The organism is Microbacterium paulum (assembly GCF_015707995.1).
GTDB classification, from domain to species: domain Bacteria; phylum Actinomycetota; class Actinomycetes; order Actinomycetales; family Microbacteriaceae; genus Microbacterium; species Microbacterium paulum.
Window position 1 is genome coordinate 46,030 of sequence record NZ_JAAGRY010000011.1, and the last position, 15,104, is coordinate 61,133.

Genomic DNA, 15,104 nt, shown 5'->3' on the forward strand with positions numbered 1-15,104 from the left:
GGTCGTGGGGATACACGAGGACTCTCACCGCGCACCGCCCTTCATGGCCCGACGGACGAGGCGGACGTCGTCGCGTCGCCAGGCTGCCAGTGCGACGATGACCACCAGGGCCGATGCTCCCGCGGCGACCGCCGCCAGGATGGGGGGAGATACGGAACGCGAGATCAGCCAGCACCCGCAACACAGTGCGAGCCCCGCCAGCGTCGGAACGATGACGGCCGCGACGAACGCGGTCGTCTTCACGCCGGCCCGCCGCAGCACGATGAGGTAGCACGGCAGCACGACGACGACGACCACGACCAGCTGTCCGAGCGCCGCTCCCGGCGCTCCGATGAGCGCGACGCCTGCCAGCATCGCAGGCACGGCGGCGAGGAACCAGATCGCTTGGATGACGAGGACCGACCCCGACCGCCCGAGGACGACGAGGTAGTCGTAGACCAGCTCGAACCAGATCCGGGCAACCGCGAGTGCAGCGAGGAAGACGAGGATGTCCGCAGCCGGAAGCCATTTGGCGCCATAGAGGAAGGTGATCACGGGCGTGGCGGCGCCACTGATGGCGAGGCACGCGGGAACAGCCACGACGCTCAGCAGGCGAAGCACGCGCAGGAAGTTGCGCACCATCGCCTCGCCGTCGTGCTGCAGCTTGGCGAAGGCCGCCGGGGCAACGGCACGTAGCGGCTGAGAGAAGATGGATACCGGCCAGCTCGCGAGGTTGAAGGCCAGCACGTAGAAGCCGAGCGCTTCCGCTCCGAGTTGCGACCCCACGATGATCTGGTCGGCGTACCCCGAGGCGAAGACCACGATGCTCGCGACGGCCAGGGGGGCTCCGAACGCGACGAGGCGCCTGGCGACGTCGCGGTCCCACCCGAAGCGATACGGCGCCGGAGACCACCGCCACAACATGCCCGCCGACACGATGCTCCCGACGAGTCGACCGACCGCCAGGCTCATGGCGCCCATCCCGGCGAGCGCCAGCACCAGCGAGACACCGGCTCCCAGCCACGCGTTCGTCTGGTCCGCGATGGCGCGCTGTTTCTGCATGAACTCGCGCTGGAGCATCGCTGCCGGTGTCGCCACCAATCCGTTGATGAGGATCGCGAGCGCCATGACCTGTACCACCGGGGTCGCGCGCACGTCTCCCAGGCCCGCGGAGATCCACGGCGCGCACACCACGAGGAGGATCGTCAAGAATGCGCTCGTGGCGACCGAGATCGTGTTCACCGTCGGCGCGATGCGGGCGGGGTCGTCGGGCCAGCGCACGATCGCCAGGCTAACGCCGAGCTCATTGAAGCTCAGCACCGCGAGCATCGTCACGGTCGCGATCGCGAACACCCCGAAGTCCGAGGGGGCGAGCACGCGCGCGAGCACGATCCCGATCGCCAGCGTGCCGAGGCGTGCGACGAGCGTGTTGAGCAGGCTCCACCCCAGCGCGCGCGACGCGCGGTGTGCGACCGCGCCGGGAGCGCCGGCGTCACTCATGGCGACCTTCAACCATCACCGACCGCCGTCCGCAGTGCCCGCACGACGGCGAGTTGCTGTTCGTCCGTCAGATGCGGGTAGATGGGCAGCGACAGGATCTCACCGGCGGCGCGTTCCGCGACGGGAGCACAGCCCGGCCGGTATCCGAGGTGGGCGTAGGCCGGTGCGAGGTGCCACGGGTCCGGATAGTGCACGGCGGCGCCCACCCCGGCGGCATTGAGCTCGGCGAGAATGCGATCGCGTTCCGGGACCCGGATCACGTAGAGATGCCAGACATCGCGGTTGCCTGGCATGCTCCGCGGCACGGTGACCTTCGGCACATCCGCAAGCAGCTCCGCATAGCGGTCCGCCGCGTCCTGACGGCGCCTGTTCCAGTCGCTCAGCCGGGCGAGCTTCGCGCGCAGCGTGACGGCATGGATCGCATCCAGCCGCGAGTTGATGCCGACGGCGTCGTGGACGTACCGGGTCGCTGACCCGTGGTTCGCGACCAGGCGCACTCTCTCGGCCATGCTCGGATCATCGGTCGTCACGGCACCCGCATCGCCCGAGGCGCCGAGGTTCTTGCCGGGGTAGAACGACGTCGCGGCGACCAGACCGAGGCCGCCCGCAGCACGCCCGTTGCGGGTGGCGCCCTGCGACTGAGCACCGTCTTCGACGATCGGGATGCCGGCTGCGGAGGCGATCGGCTCGAGCGCCTCGACCGGAGCAGCCTGGCCGAACAGGTGGACCGGGACGATCGCGCGCGTCTTGCCGGTGATCGCCGCAGCGACCGCCTCGGGGGAGATCAGCAAGTGGTCGGGGTCGACATCGACCGGCACCGGGATCGCTCCGATCCGCGATGCCGCCTCTGCCGTGGCGATGAAGGTGTTCGCCGGCATGATCACCTCCGCGCCGGCGACGACTCCGACGGCCCGGAGCGCCAGTTCCACGGCATCTGTGCCGTTGGCGACGCCGATCGTGTGGGCGACGCCGACGTACTCGGAGAACTCCTTCTCGAACGCCGCGACATGCGGACCGCCGATGTAGTGGGCGCTGCGCAGCACCTCCAGAATCTGCGGCTCGACCTCGTCTGCGATCTCTGCCGCCTGCGCGCGCAGATCCACCAAGGGGATGTTCACTTCGGCTCCTGCCTGTCGGTGTTGCGCCTGTGACAGAGTTGACGCGTGTCGAACCCACCGCGCCGTCGACGCCTCGTCGGCATCTGCCTCGCGGTGTATGTCGCGACCGTCGCGCTGGTCGTCCTCTCGCCGATCTCGTATTCGACGATCGTGCACGCCATCACCCATTGGCTCGACGCGACCCTCCACGTCGGGGGGTTCGGGTCGGGATGGGTGGAGTTCCTCGCGAACGTCGTCATGTTCCTGCCGCTCGGCTTTCTGCTGGCGCTGCTCTTCCGACGCCCGTGGCACGGCGTGATGCTCGCGCTCGGGCTCTCGATCGTGGTCGAACTCGCGCAGATCGTGATTCCTTCGAGACAGCCGAGCCTGCGCGACATTCTCGCGAACGCGCTCGGCGCCGCGCTCGGTGCGTTCCTGGCGTGGCTCCTGGTGCTGCGGCGCGACCGCCGTCGTGCGGGATCGGTCGATGCGGCATCCACAGATTGATCCATCACCGCACCACCGCGGGCGACCACGCGTGCTCGATGAACACGCTCGGCTTGCCTGATGCATCGGCGGCGAGGGCCCACACGTCGTAGTCGCCCACCGCATCCTCGCGCGGCACCCCGTACAGGATCGTGTCGTCGTCGAGCCACTCGATCTGATCGTCGATCGAGCGCTGCTCCGGCAGCAGCGTGATGGCGCCCGTCTCGAGGTCGTAGACCGCGGGCGTCCAGTGCACGGTCGGGCCCGAGCCCGCTGTCACGCGCTTGAACGCGATGCGGGTTCCGTCCGGCGACAGCGACGGGCACTCGACGTTCTCGGCCAACGAGGTCAGCGAACGCTCCGAGAGCGACCCCTTCACGAGGTATGTGACGCCCTGCGTGGTCATGCCGACGGTCGCATAGAACGTGTCGCCACCCGCGAAGGTGATGCCCCAGTAGTTCCGGTCGACGGGCGCGCTCGCCGCGCCGTCGATCGTGAGCGTCCAGTCCTCGAGGTTGCCGAGGTCGGACCCGTCGGGGGAGTGGATCGTCGTCTCCGTCGAGAAGCCGATCGTGGCATACGAATGCCCCGTCACGAAGGCCGTCGTCGCGATCATCGCGCCGTCCGCCGAAATGCGCGTACGGCTCGGGATGCCGCTGAGCGGCCATTGCGCGAGCTGGTCGCCGTTCGCCGCGTACAGCGTGCCCGTATAGAGAGGAGTGATCCCGCGCACCGTCCGCAGGCACGACACCTCGGTGGCGGTCGCATCGACGCGGTCGCAGGCGATGTCCGACACCGCGCGCGGGCCGTCGGGATCGGCTAGGGGAATGGATGCCACGTGGCCGTACCCCTGTCCGCCCGCCGTGTTGCGGAAAACGATCCGGTCGGCACCCGTGAGATCGTCGCCATCCGTCGTCGTCACCGCGCTCGGCGCGTCCTGCCGAGCCTGGTAGTCGCTCCACGCCGCAGCACCCGCCACGCCTGTCGCGCCGAGGGCGACCGCGGATATCCCCGCAATCACGACCCATGCCGTCCGCGACCTCACCCCGCGGCCGCCTCGGAGTCGGCCGCCGCCGTCCGGCGCAGCAGCGGATGCAGCAGCACGGCGACCAACGGCAGGGCGACCGCGAGCACGATCGCGACGACGAGCATCGCGAGATCGCGACCGAGCGCGAACCACAGGATGCCGAAGCCCGCCGCCGACACGAACCGGGCGACCGCCACGACCGTCTGCGCGCTCGCGATGGCCGTCGCGCGGGACTCAGCGGGCGTCAGCTGCGAGGTCAGCGCCGACAGCACGCCATCGGTGGCCGCGTAGAACCCGCCGAGGAAGACCAGGCAGAGAACGGTGGCGACGGCATCAGCCATCGGCAGCACGGCGACGATGTACGCGGCGAGCAGCGCGGCGTGCCCCCACACGAACACCCGCGCACGCCCGATCCGGTCGGCCAGGCGTCCCAGCGGCACCGCGAAGGCGAGGAACGCGACATTCGTGCCGACGTACAGCAGCGGGAACCACATCGCGGCGAAGTCGCTGCGCGCCTGCAGCACGAGATACACGAACCCGTCGCCGATCGTGACGAGCCCGAGGATGCCGGCCGCCGCCAGCACGCGGCGCATCGGGCCACGCACGATCGTGCGCCACGGCATTCGGACTCGCGCCTCATCCCGAGCGCGGCGACGGCTGCGCACGTTCGGCACCACGAAGCCCAGGATCGCCACTCCGATCGTTGCGAACGCGAGCGACGCGACGAACACGACGTGGAAGCCGTCGGGCACGACGAGGAGGATGACGAACGCGAGGAACGGTCCGATCGCCGCCCCGATGTTGTCGAGCATGCGGTGCACTCCGAACGCCGCCGCGAGTCGCGCCGGGTCGCTCGTCGCCGTGATCAGCGCGTCGCGCGGCGCCGTACGGATGCCCTTGCCGATGCGATCGGCGGTGATCACAGCGCTCAGCGCGGCGAAGCCGGTCCAGAACAGCAGACCGACCCGTGCGATCGCAGCCAGCGAGTAGCCGACGAACGCCACCCACTTGGGCTGGTCCAGGCGGTCGGACGCGTAGCCGCCCGCGATGCGCACGACGGCACTCGTGCCCTGGTAGAGCCCGTCGAGCACGCCGAACGCGATGGTCGAGAGTCCGAGGAACCCCGTGATGTACAGCGGCAGGATCGCCGAAACCGACTCGGACGAGATATCGGTCAGCATCGACACGATGCCGAGCGTGATGACGGTGGACGACGCGGTGCGGATGCCGCGCGGCGTGCGCTTCCCGGGCAGCGTGTCGCGGTTCTTGTCGTCCGCGGGCGCGGGGGAGTTCGTCAGCGAGATGTACACGGGGTCACTCCGTCCGCAGCGTCGCGAACACCGTGTAGACGGTCCCGGTGCCCGAGGCGGATGCCGCGAGCGAGATCGAGGTGAATGCGTCGCTATACGCGAGCGTCGCCTCCGCCGCGGCAGCGGGCGCGAGCTCGAAGGCCGTCCAGCGCTGTTGGAACGCCGCAGCCACGTCCTCGGGTGTCTCGTCGGTGCGCGCCGTCAACGCCACCTGCATCGTCGCCCCGTCCGACGCGATCGAGCTGTCGATGACATCGGAGGTCGGCGTCGGGCCCGCCAGATCGGTCGGGAAGCCGTCCACCAGGCGCCCGGCCGCCGCGGCGTCCGCGGGCAACGGCGTGGTCACGCGCGGAGTAGGCTGTGGCAGGTCGGGAAGGCGATCCGACGCAGCCTGGGCGTTCTCCGGTGGCAGCACCTCGCTGCCGTCGACAGGAGTCGGCGCGGGTGTCAGCGCGGGCGCCGCGGCTGCCGACGACGCGGTCCCACCCGCGGTGCCGGAGCCGGATCGCGCCGACTCGTCGCCCGGTGCCCCGAGCAGCGTCGCCCAGAGCAGTCCCCCCCCGACGACGAGCGCGACGGCTCCGATGACCCACTTCATCGCGGGCGTCATCCCGCCGGCGGCGCCCGCATCCGCGCGCGCCACTGTCCCCTGCCGTGTCCCCATGCACGTGCCCCCAGTATGAGGATGCCGACACGTCGGCATCCGATTCCCCCAGCAACTGCTACGACCGCCCCAGCGGCCCGCCGTCGTCGTTTCCCCAGCGACGGCTCTTGCCCCGACTGTACTCCGTGGCGCGCAGTTCCGGAACAGGAGATTCGGGGGCGAGATGAGCATGAGGTGACGCGCCCGCCCCGATGTGGGGGCATGAGGCGGGCGCGCCTCTCACGTGGTCGACTGCTACCGCCGCCGAGCGGAGGCCGATCGCGAAGCCCGCACAGCACGGTTGGCGGGAGGCCCCTCGAAGAGGTACCGCCGTGCGCGTTCGCGTGACTCCGGTATCAATCGCCACATCAATAGGCCCCGTGGGGCCGAACCATCACCGCGGCGGTGCGCGCGATGATCTTCAGATCGCTCCCCAGCGACCAGTTCTCCACGTAGTGCAGGTCCAGGCGGACCGACTGCTCCCAGCTCAGGTCGCTGCGCCCGCTGACCTGCCAGAGCCCGGTGATGCCCGGCTGCACATACAGGCGCCGGAACACCGGCCCGTCGTACTCGCTCACTTCCGTCGGCAGCGGTGGCCGCGGCCCCACGACGCTCATCTCACCCATCAGCACGTTCCAGAACTGCGGCAGCTCGTCGAGCGAGAATCGGCGAAGCACGGCGCCGACGCGCGTCACGCGCGGGTCGTGCTTCAGCTTGAACAGCGGGCCGGCGCCCTCGTTGGCGGATGCCAGCGCCGCGAGATCCCGCTCCGCCGTGGCCGTCATCGTGCGGAACTTGAGGATGTCGAATTCGCGCCCGCCGCGCCCGATCCTTCGCTGTCGGAAGAACACGCCCCCCGGAGTGTCCACAGCGATCATCAGCGCGATCACTGGGGTGATCAGCGCGATCGGAACGAGCGCGGCGAGCGCGACGACCACATCGAGCATGCGCTTGGCCCGCATGCTCGAGCGGTCGAACCTGGGGAGGCTCACGTGCGTGAGCGCCAGCCCGTTCGACCGCTCGAAGGCGATGCGAGAACGGGCGACATCCGCCAGGCGGGTCGCGAGGATGAGGTCGATGGCAGCCCCTTCGAGGCTCCACGACAGCTTCCTCAGGTAGTCGGGGTCGTCGGTGCCGCCTGCGACGACGACCGTTTCGATGCAGCATTGGCGTGCGATCTCGGCGACCTGCTCCGGAGTCCCCAACACCGGATACGTCGTTCCGTCGACCGTCATCGCCAGTGCGCCGCCGCCGGGGAGGGCTGCACCGACGATGCGGTGTCCGATGTCGTCGTCGTCCGCGAGGGACCGGATCAGATCGGCGATGCCGGCCTGATCTCCGACGACGAGGGTGCGTGGCGCCAGCGTGTCGGTGTCACGCCGCCGCGCGAAGCGCGCACGGCGGATCGCCCGGACCGACACCAAGGCTGCAGCGGCGAGCGGCACCGTGATCGACAGATGCGGGACGAGCGCATCGCTGCTGCCCTCGACGCCCGCCACGACAGCGAGCGCCGCGACGCCGATCACCGTGGAATGGGCGATCGGAGCCAGTTCCCACCGTCGGCCTGTGCCATGTCGATGCGAGCGAGCACGCGCCACGACGAGAGCGACCGCCCACACCGCGGCGAGTACGCCAGCCGCGATCACCGCGGGCAGGTCGGCACCCCCCGCCCCGTGCCAGAGCGTGGCCGCCGCGGCTGCCGCGGCGATGATCACCGTGTCCACGACCCCGGATCGGGTGCGCAGTCGGCGCACCTCGGTCAGACGCTGCTCGAGCAGCGGCATGACGCGAGGAGCGGCGACGGCGTCCGAACCCGTTGCAAGGGTCGGCGCCGCGGCGCTCATCGTCGTGCCCTGGCCTCGAGCGTGATCGGATGTGCTGTGCGCGATGCCGCCGGTGTCCCCAGTGCTTCCCGATCTGCGCAGAGTTCGCTACGTCGCCGCATGAACGTGTCCCCATTGTCCCCAGTCGCGGGTCGTGACCCGCGTGTCCCCAATGAGCACGGACCGAGATCCGTGCTCCCCCAACTCCGTCCGGACCTCCGACCGGGTCCCATCCCGATCGGATTCCGTCCAGCGGCGCCGACCCCTCGGCATCCGCCCCGCCTGAAGCGGTGGACGTGGCTTGAGTATTGCACAGGCCCGTGCAGGGGGGAAGAGCGATGTCGATGCGTGTCCCGGTGGACCGCGCAGCCCATCGCATCACATCGTCAAACCCCTGATTCACGCGCCCGCCCCGGTACGATGGACATGTCCGCGCTGTCCTCAGCTGCCCCCAAGCGGCGTTCCGAATCCGGCCACCCCAACGGCCGTCCGGGAGATGCGTGGTCAGGGGTCCTCTGAGCCGACCGTCCCCAACGGCTCACTGTTCAGAGGGCCCCGTCTTGGTTTCTCCCGCCGTCGCCCTGTCGGGGATGGCCAGTTCCCCCGACTACCCTGGTTCCCATGTGTGGAATCGTCGGATACGTGGGCCCGCGTGACAGCCAGGCCATCCTCATCTCTGGTCTCGCCCGCCTCGAGTACCGCGGATATGACTCCGCCGGCATCGCGGTGATCGACGGCGGCGGCGACCTCGACATGCGCAAGCGTGCGGGCAAGCTGCAGGTGCTGCGCGACGACCTCGCCGCGCACCCCATGCCCGACGGTACGACGGGCATCGGCCACACCCGCTGGGCGACGCACGGCGGGCCGACGGATGCCAACGCGCACCCGCACCTCGCCGATGAGGACCGTCTCGCGGTGATCCACAACGGCATCATCGAGAACTTCGCCGAGCTCAAGGCCGACCTCGTGAGCCTCGGCTACACCTTCCGTTCCGAGACCGACACCGAGGTCGCCGCCGTGCTGCTCGGGCACGAGTATCAGGCATCCGGCGATCTCGTCACCGCGTTCCGCTCGGTCGTCTCGCGCCTGGAGGGCGCGTTCACCCTGCTCGCGATGCACCAGGACCAGCCCGGCCTCGTCGTCGGAGCCCGGCGCAACTCGCCGCTCGTGATCGGTCTCGGCGAGGGCGAGAACTTCCTCGGCTCCGACGTCGCCGCCTTCGTCGAGCACACCCGCAACGCCCTCGCGATCGGTCAAGACGAGATCGTCGCGATCACCCCCGAGGGCGTCACGATCACCGACTTCGACGGGAACGCCGTCGAGGCCTCGCCCTTCGAGGTGGTGTGGGATGCCTCGGCCGCCGAAAAGGGCGGCTGGTCCTCGTTCATGGCGAAGGAGGTCTCGGAGGAGCCCGAGGCCGTCGCCAACACGATCCGCGGTCGGGTGCACGACGGTCAGGTCGTGATCCCGGAGCTCGACGGCCTCGACGAACTGTTCACCGGCATCCGTCGCATCATCGTCATCGCCTGCGGCACCGCTGCCTACGCGGGCCAGACCGGCGCCTACGCGATCGAGCAGTGGACGCGCATCCCCGTGTCGGTCGAGCTCGCGCACGAGTTCCGCTACCGCGACCCGGTCATCGGCGAGGACACGCTCGTCGTGTCGATCAGCCAGTCCGGCGAGACGATGGACACGCTCATGGCCGTCAAGTACGCGCGCGAGCAGGGGGCGAAGACGCTCTCGATCTGCAACACGCAGGGCGCGACGATCCCGCGCGAGTCGGATGCCGTGATCTACACGCACGCGGGGCCCGAGGTCGCCGTGGCATCCACCAAGGCGTTCGTCGCGCAGATCACCGCGCTGTACCTGCTCGCCCTGCACGTCGCCCGCGTGCGCGGCACGATCTCGGGCGTCGAGGCGGCCGACCACGTCCGCGAGCTCGAGGCCGTGCCGGCGAAGATCCAGCGCGTGCTCGACGAGGAACAGAAGCACATCGAGCAGTTCTCGCGCTGGATGGCCGACACGCAGTCGGTGCTCTTCCTCGGCCGGCACGTCGGCTACCCGATCGCGCTCGAGGGCGCGCTCAAGCTCAAGGAGATCAGCTACATCCACGCCGAGGGCTTCGCCGCCGGCGAGCTCAAGCACGGCCCCATCGCGCTCATCGAGCCGGGGCAGCCGGTGTTCGTCATCGTGCCGTCGCCGCGCGAGTCGGCCGAGCTGCACAAGAAGGTCGTCTCGAACATCCAGGAGATCCGCGCGCGCGGCGCCCGCGTGATCGTCGTCGCCGAGGAGGGGGATGCCGCCGTGCTGCCCTTCGCCGACGAGGTGCTGCGCATCCCGCTCGCCGGCCCGTTCTTCGAGCCGCTGCTCGCCGTCGTGCCGCTGCACATCTTCGCGATGGGCCTCGCCACCGCGAAGGGCCTCGACGTCGACCAGCCCCGCAACCTCGCCAAGTCCGTCACGGTCGAGTAGCCCGGGCTGCGCCGGGCCGCCCACCCCCGCGCCGCCCCGCGCGGCGAGACACCGTCTGTGCGCCGAGACACCGCGGGTGGACCGGTGTCTCGGCGCAGAAACGGTGTTTCGCGGGCGAGGGCGCGCAGACCGGGCGCCTCGCCGCGCGCCGGTAGGCTGGGGCGCGTGATCGTCGGTATCGGCGTCGACCTCGTCGACATCCCGCGCTTCGAGCGGTCGCTCGCGCGCACGCCGCGCCTTCTCGACCGGCTGTTCACTCCGGCCGAGCGGCAGCTCAAGCCCCGCTCGCTCGCGGCGCGGTACGCTGCGAAAGAGGCGCTCATCAAGGCGCTCGGGGGTTCGGACGGCGTGCACTGGACCGACATCGAGGTCGCCTCCGAGCCGAGCGGGCGCCCCGTCTTCTCGCTCACCGGCGAGACCGCCGCGACCGTCGCGGCGCGCGGCGTCACCGCGATGCACCTCTCGCTCAGCCACGACGCGGGCCTCGCGACCGCGTACGTGGTGGCCGAGGCATCCGTCATGCCGATGGATGCCTCGGGCACCCCTGCTGCCGAACCGACCGCCCACCACACCGCCGACCCGATCACCGACCCCACGGGAGACCCGCGATGAGCCACCTGCCCGCCGGTGTCATGCGCGAGGCGCTCATCGACACCACCGCGATCACCGAGAACGTGCGGCACCTGCGCCGACTCACCGACTCGGACGTGATCGCCGTCGTCAAGGCCGACGGGTACGGCCACGGCGCGGTGCGCTCGGCGGTCGCGGCGCTCGCCGGCGGGGCGAGCCGTCTCGGCGTCGCCGACGTGGCCGAAGCGATCGCGCTGCGTCGCGCGGGCATCGACGCGCCGATCCTCGCGTGGCTGCACGCGCCGGGCGCCTCGTTCGCCGAGGCCGCCGTTTTCGGGATCGAGCTCGGCATCTCGAGCTTCGACCAGCTCGTCGCCGCGGCAGCAGCGGCCACCGCCGATCGCGCCGTCGCGGTGCACCTGAAGGTCGAGACCGGGCTCGGGCGCAACGGCATCGCCCCCGCCGACGCGCCGGTCGTGTTCGCCGAGGCGGCGCGGCTCGAACGCATCGGCAAGCTGCGCGTCGTCGGCATCTTCAGCCACCTCTCGAACACGAGCCCGGCCGATGATCGCGCCGCGCTCGACCGCTTCACCGAGGCGCTGGCCCTGGCATCCTCGCTCGGACTCACTCCGCCGCTCCGGCACCTCGCCGCCTCGCACGCGGCCATCGACCTGCCCGAAGCGCGCTTCGGGTGCGTGCGCCTCGGCATCGCGATGTACGGGCTGTCGCCGTTCGCCGACCGCACGTCGGCCGACCTCGGGCTCCGCCCCGCGATGAGCCTGCGCGCGGCGGTCGCGGCCGTCCGCCGCGTGCCGGCCGGCCAGGGCGTGTCGTACGGCTACACGCACCGCACCGAGGGCGAGACGACGCTCGCCCTGGTGCCCCTCGGCTACGCCGACGGCGTTCCGCGCGCGGCGTCGGGCGGGGGCGCCGTGCGCATCGGCGGCGAGACGTTCCCGGTCGCCGGCCGCATCGCCATGGACCAGTTCGTCGTCGACGTGGGCGACCATCCCGTCGCGGTGGGCGACGAGGCGATGCTCTTCGGCGACCCCACCCTCGGCGCACCCGCCGTCGAGGAATGGGCCGACTCGGCCGGCACGATCAACTACGAGATCGTCACCCGCATCGGCCCGCGCGTCGCGCGCCGCGAGGTGACCCGGTGAGCGGGCTCGACGCGTTCGTCGGTGAGCGCGAGGTCGCGTCGGTCGACGAGATGGATGCCTTGGGCCGTGCCTTCGGCGAAGCGCTCCGCGCGGGCGACCTCGTCGTGCTGACCGGTCCGCTCGGCGCGGGCAAGACGACCCTCACGCGGGGCATCGCGGCCGCCCTCGGCGTGCGCGGGCGCGTGCAGAGCCCCACGTTCGTGATCGCTCGCACGCATCCCTCGCTCACCGACGGCCCGGCGCTCGTGCACGTGGATGCCTACCGCCTCGGCACCGACGGAGAGCTCGACGACCTCGACATCGACTTCGCCCACTCCGTCGTGATCGCCGAGTGGGCCGCGCCCTACGCCGCCGCCGTCGCCGACACGTGGTGGGAGGTCGAGATCGAGCGCGGCTGGTCGGGCACCGGTGTCGACAACGCATGCGGCACCGCCGGCCCGCACGTCGCCGACATGGAGGATGCCGCGCCGCGGCACGTGCGCATCTCGCGCCGGCCCTGAACCTGACCCCAGCCCCGGGCCCGACTACCCTGGATGACGTGATCCTCGGCATCGACACCTCTCTCGGCACGGCCGTCGCCGTCGTCGAAAGCGACGGAGTGGTGCGGGCCGAGGCATCCAGCGACAACCCCCTCGGCCACGCCGAAGCCATCGGCACGCTGCTGGTCGACGCGCTCACGGGCGCCGCGCGCGGCCCGATCGGGCAGACCGGCGCGCCCGAAGAGGTCGCGCTCACGCACGTCGCCGCGGGCATGGGCCCGGGCCCGTTCACCGGGCTGCGCGTCGGCATCGCCGCAGCGCGCGCCTTCGCGCTCGGCCGCGGCCTGCCGGTCGTCGCCGTGCCGAGCCACGACGCGGCGGCCCTCGGCATCGTCCTATCGGCCGCCCTCACAGACCCGTTCGCCGACGTGCCGCGCTTCGCCGTCGTCACCGACGCGCGCCGGCGCGAGTTCGCGTATTCGGTCTACGACGGGATCGACGACGACGGCATTCCGGTGCGGGTCGCCGGCCCCGCGCTCACCCCCCGCGACGCGGTCGACGACGTACTCGCCGGCCTCGGCGCCGAACGTCGCGATGTGACGGTGATCTCGGCATCCATGGTCGCCGCCCTCGCCGGGCGCGCCGTCGCTGCCGGACGCGAGCTGACCGGCCCCGAGCCGCTGTACCTGCGGGCCCCCGACGTGACGCTGCCCGCCGCACCCAAGCGGGTCGGCGCATGACCCTGCGCACCGCGACCGGCGACGACCTCGGCGCGATCATGACGCTCGAGCGGGCATCGTTCCCGACGGATGCCTGGAGCGAGAGCCTCATGGCCGCCGAGCTCGCCTCGCCGCACGGCCGCTACCTCGTCGATGTCGAGGCCGGGCGCGTCGTCGGGTACGGGGGAGTGCGCGCGGTGCGCGGCGCCGCCGATGCTGACATCCAGACCATCGCGATCGCCGAAGCCGCACGCGGCGCCGGCCGGGGGCGTGCGCTCCTGCGGGCGCTGCTCGGCGAGGCCAGGGAGTGCGGGGCGCGCGAGATGTTCCTCGAGGTGCGCGCCGACAACCCCGTGGCCGAAGCGCTGTACGCCTCGGAAGGCTTCGTCGAGATCGCCCGCCGTCCGCGCTACTACCAGCCCGACGACATCGATGCCGTGGTCATGAAGCTCGACCTCGCGGCGTGGGCGGCGGCCCAGGCATCCGCGCCGTCCGATGCGGGGGCCTGCTCGTGAGCGGGCTCGGCGCGACGTGGGGGCAACAGCAGGGCGAACCGATGCTGCGGCGCCGGCTGGGGTGCAGGGTGGACGGTTTCCCCTGCGTATGCCACAGAAAGGCGGCGGCATGAGCGCCCGCGAACCCCTCGTGCTCGGCATCGAGACGAGCTGCGACGAGACCGGCATCGGCATCGTCCGCGGCACGACGCTGCTGAGCAACACGATCGCGAGCTCGATGGACGAGCACGCCCGCTATGGCGGCGTCGTGCCCGAGGTCGCCGCCCGCGCCCACCTCGAAGCGTTGCAGCCGACGATCGAGGCCGCCGTCGCCGAGGCGGGAATCGCCCTCGATGAGATCGACGCCGTCGCCGTGACGAGCGGCCCGGGGCTGGCCGGAGCGTTGATGGTCGGCGTCGGCGCCGCGAAAGCCCTGGCCGTGAGCCTCGGCAAGCCGTTGTATGCCGTGAACCACCTCGTCGGGCACATCGCCGCCGACCTGCTTGCTGGCGAAGAGGTCGAATACCCGACCATCGCCCTGCTCGTCAGCGGCGGCCACACGTCGCTGCTGCTCGTGCGCGACCTGGTCTCTGACGTCGAGCTTCTCGGCGAGACCCTCGACGACGCCGCCGGCGAGGCCTTCGACAAGATCGCCCGCATTCTCGGGCTGCCCTACCCCGGCGGCCCCGAGATCGACCGCGCCGCCGCGACCGGCGACCCGGCCGCGATCCGCTTTCCGCGCGGACTGTCGCGCGCGTCGGATTTCGCCGAGCACCGCTACGACTTCTCGTTCTCGGGGCTGAAGACGGCCGTCGCGCGGTGGGTCGAGCAGGCCGAGGCCGCGGGCACGCCCGTGAACACGGCCGATGTCGCCGCGTCGTTCCGCGAGGCCGTCGTCGACGTGCTCGTGACGAAGGCGCTGGATGCCTGTGCCCGCTACGACGTGCCGCGACTGCTCCTCGGCGGCGGCGTCATCGCGAACCGCCGGCTGCGTGAGGTCGCCCTCGAGCGGGCCGGCGCGGCGGGTGTCGCGGTGCGGATTCCGCCCCTCAGCCTCTGCACCGACAACGGCGCCATGATCGCGGCGCTCGCCGCGCAGCTCATCATGAGCGGGCGCCGCCCCTCGACCCTCGCCTTTGGCGCCGACTCGACCCTGCCGGTCACCGAGATCCAGGTCGCCGAGGCGCCGCTCGACGAGCCTCCGTTCGGCGCGCCGCAACGTGGAGCGGCGGTCACCCGATGAGTGGCCCCGATCCGTCCGCGCTCGGCCCCGACCCGTCCGCGCTCGGCCCCGACCCGTCCGCTGAGGGCTCCGCCGCCGCGGCCGGCGATCCGGCCCCGG

General features: G+C 71.4%; 14 protein-coding genes. 8 read left to right on the top strand and 6 right to left on the bottom strand.

The features are described from left to right. Positions 1 to 24: 24 nt before the first annotated feature. Together G3N18_RS04460 and G3N18_RS04465 are read right to left on the bottom strand one after the other, a co-directional pair. Positions 25 to 1,479 carry a lipopolysaccharide biosynthesis protein gene (locus G3N18_RS04460; RefSeq protein WP_196383099.1) on the bottom strand — a complete coding sequence of 485 codons (1,455 nt, stop codon included), beginning with the start codon at positions 1,477 to 1,479 and terminating at the stop codon, positions 25 to 27. Between the two features lie 8 nt (positions 1,480 to 1,487). Next, positions 1,488 to 2,597, bottom strand: a complete 1,110-nt coding sequence (locus tag G3N18_RS04465; protein ID WP_338038263.1) for a DegT/DnrJ/EryC1/StrS family aminotransferase — start codon at positions 2,595 to 2,597, stop codon at positions 1,488 to 1,490. Positions 2,598 to 2,642: 45 nt separating this feature from the next. Here G3N18_RS04465 and G3N18_RS04470 point away from each other — a divergent pair, with 45 nt between their 5' ends. Next, complete coding sequence (locus G3N18_RS04470; protein WP_338038264.1) at positions 2,643 to 3,083, top strand: VanZ family protein; 441 nt, start codon at positions 2,643 to 2,645, stop codon at positions 3,081 to 3,083. A 4-nt stretch (positions 3,084 to 3,087) separates the two neighbouring features. Here the strand turns inward: G3N18_RS04470 and G3N18_RS04475 are convergent, their stop codons facing one another. From G3N18_RS04475 to G3N18_RS04490, 4 genes are all read right to left on the bottom strand, one after another. After that, positions 3,088 to 4,083 (bottom strand): TolB-like translocation protein, encoded by a 996-nt coding sequence (locus G3N18_RS04475; RefSeq protein WP_206692960.1) that lies wholly within the window; start codon positions 4,081 to 4,083, stop codon positions 3,088 to 3,090. Positions 4,084 to 4,103: 20 nt separating this feature from the next. After that, positions 4,104 to 5,399: an MFS transporter gene (locus G3N18_RS04480; protein WP_338038265.1), complete on the bottom strand. Its 1,296-nt coding sequence runs from the start codon at positions 5,397 to 5,399 to the stop codon at positions 4,104 to 4,106. A 4-nt stretch (positions 5,400 to 5,403) separates the two neighbouring features. Beyond that, entirely contained in the window at positions 5,404 to 6,063 is a 660-nt protein-coding gene (locus G3N18_RS04485; protein ID WP_196383102.1) for a hypothetical protein, read from the bottom strand. 347 nt (positions 6,064 to 6,410) lie between these two features. Continuing rightward, the gene (locus G3N18_RS04490) at positions 6,411 to 7,886 is read right to left on the bottom strand and encodes a sugar transferase (protein ID WP_196383103.1); all 1,476 of its coding nucleotides are present in this window, start codon (positions 7,884 to 7,886) and stop codon (positions 6,411 to 6,413) included. A 600-nt stretch (positions 7,887 to 8,486) separates the two neighbouring features. Here G3N18_RS04490 and glmS point away from each other — a divergent pair. From glmS to tsaD, 7 genes are all read left to right on the top strand, one after another. Further along, a complete protein-coding gene (gene glmS, locus G3N18_RS04495; RefSeq protein WP_196383104.1) occupies positions 8,487 to 10,337 on the top strand; it encodes a glutamine--fructose-6-phosphate transaminase (isomerizing) in 1,851 nt (616 codons plus the stop codon). Between the two features lie 165 nt (positions 10,338 to 10,502). After that, positions 10,503 to 10,949: a holo-ACP synthase gene (locus G3N18_RS04500; RefSeq protein WP_196383105.1), complete on the top strand. Its 447-nt coding sequence runs from the start codon at positions 10,503 to 10,505 to the stop codon at positions 10,947 to 10,949. Then, a complete protein-coding gene (gene alr / locus G3N18_RS04505) occupies positions 10,946 to 12,070 on the top strand; it encodes an alanine racemase (protein ID WP_196383106.1) in 1,125 nt (374 codons plus the stop codon). The genes G3N18_RS04500 and alr overlap by 4 nt, the downstream gene beginning before the upstream one ends. Continuing rightward, positions 12,067 to 12,570: a tRNA (adenosine(37)-N6)-threonylcarbamoyltransferase complex ATPase subunit type 1 TsaE gene (tsaE, locus tag G3N18_RS04510; RefSeq protein WP_196383107.1), complete on the top strand. Its 504-nt coding sequence runs from the start codon at positions 12,067 to 12,069 to the stop codon at positions 12,568 to 12,570. The genes alr and tsaE overlap by 4 nt, the downstream gene beginning before the upstream one ends. A 38-nt stretch (positions 12,571 to 12,608) precedes the next feature. Continuing rightward, positions 12,609 to 13,289 (top strand): tRNA (adenosine(37)-N6)-threonylcarbamoyltransferase complex dimerization subunit type 1 TsaB, encoded by a 681-nt coding sequence (gene tsaB, locus G3N18_RS04515; protein WP_196383108.1) that lies wholly within the window; start codon positions 12,609 to 12,611, stop codon positions 13,287 to 13,289. Beyond that, positions 13,286 to 13,783, top strand: a complete 498-nt coding sequence (gene rimI, locus G3N18_RS04520; RefSeq protein WP_196383109.1) for a ribosomal protein S18-alanine N-acetyltransferase — start codon at positions 13,286 to 13,288, stop codon at positions 13,781 to 13,783. Before tsaB ends, rimI begins: the two co-directional genes overlap by 4 nt. Positions 13,784 to 13,892: 109 nt before the next feature. After that, the gene (gene tsaD, locus G3N18_RS04525) at positions 13,893 to 15,005 is read left to right on the top strand and encodes a tRNA (adenosine(37)-N6)-threonylcarbamoyltransferase complex transferase subunit TsaD (protein ID WP_196383110.1); all 1,113 of its coding nucleotides are present in this window, start codon (positions 13,893 to 13,895) and stop codon (positions 15,003 to 15,005) included. Positions 15,006 to 15,104: the final 99 nt, after the last annotated feature.

Coding starts and splice junctions, on each gene's coding strand:
- G3N18_RS04490 (WP_196383103.1), bottom strand. CDS start 7,886: ATGAGCGCCGCGGCGCCGACCCTTGCAACGGGTTCGGACGCCGTCGCC.
- rimI (WP_196383109.1), top strand. CDS start 13,286: ATGACCCTGCGCACCGCGACCGGCGACGACCTCGGCGCGATCATGACG.
- tsaD (WP_196383110.1), top strand. CDS start 13,893: ATGAGCGCCCGCGAACCCCTCGTGCTCGGCATCGAGACGAGCTGCGAC.
- G3N18_RS04460 (WP_196383099.1), bottom strand. CDS start 1,479: ATGAGTGACGCCGGCGCTCCCGGCGCGGTCGCACACCGCGCGTCGCGC.
- glmS (WP_196383104.1), top strand. CDS start 8,487: ATGTGTGGAATCGTCGGATACGTGGGCCCGCGTGACAGCCAGGCCATC.
- G3N18_RS04485 (WP_196383102.1), bottom strand. CDS start 6,063: ATGGGGACACGGCAGGGGACAGTGGCGCGCGCGGATGCGGGCGCCGCC.
- alr (WP_196383106.1), top strand. CDS start 10,946: ATGAGCCACCTGCCCGCCGGTGTCATGCGCGAGGCGCTCATCGACACC.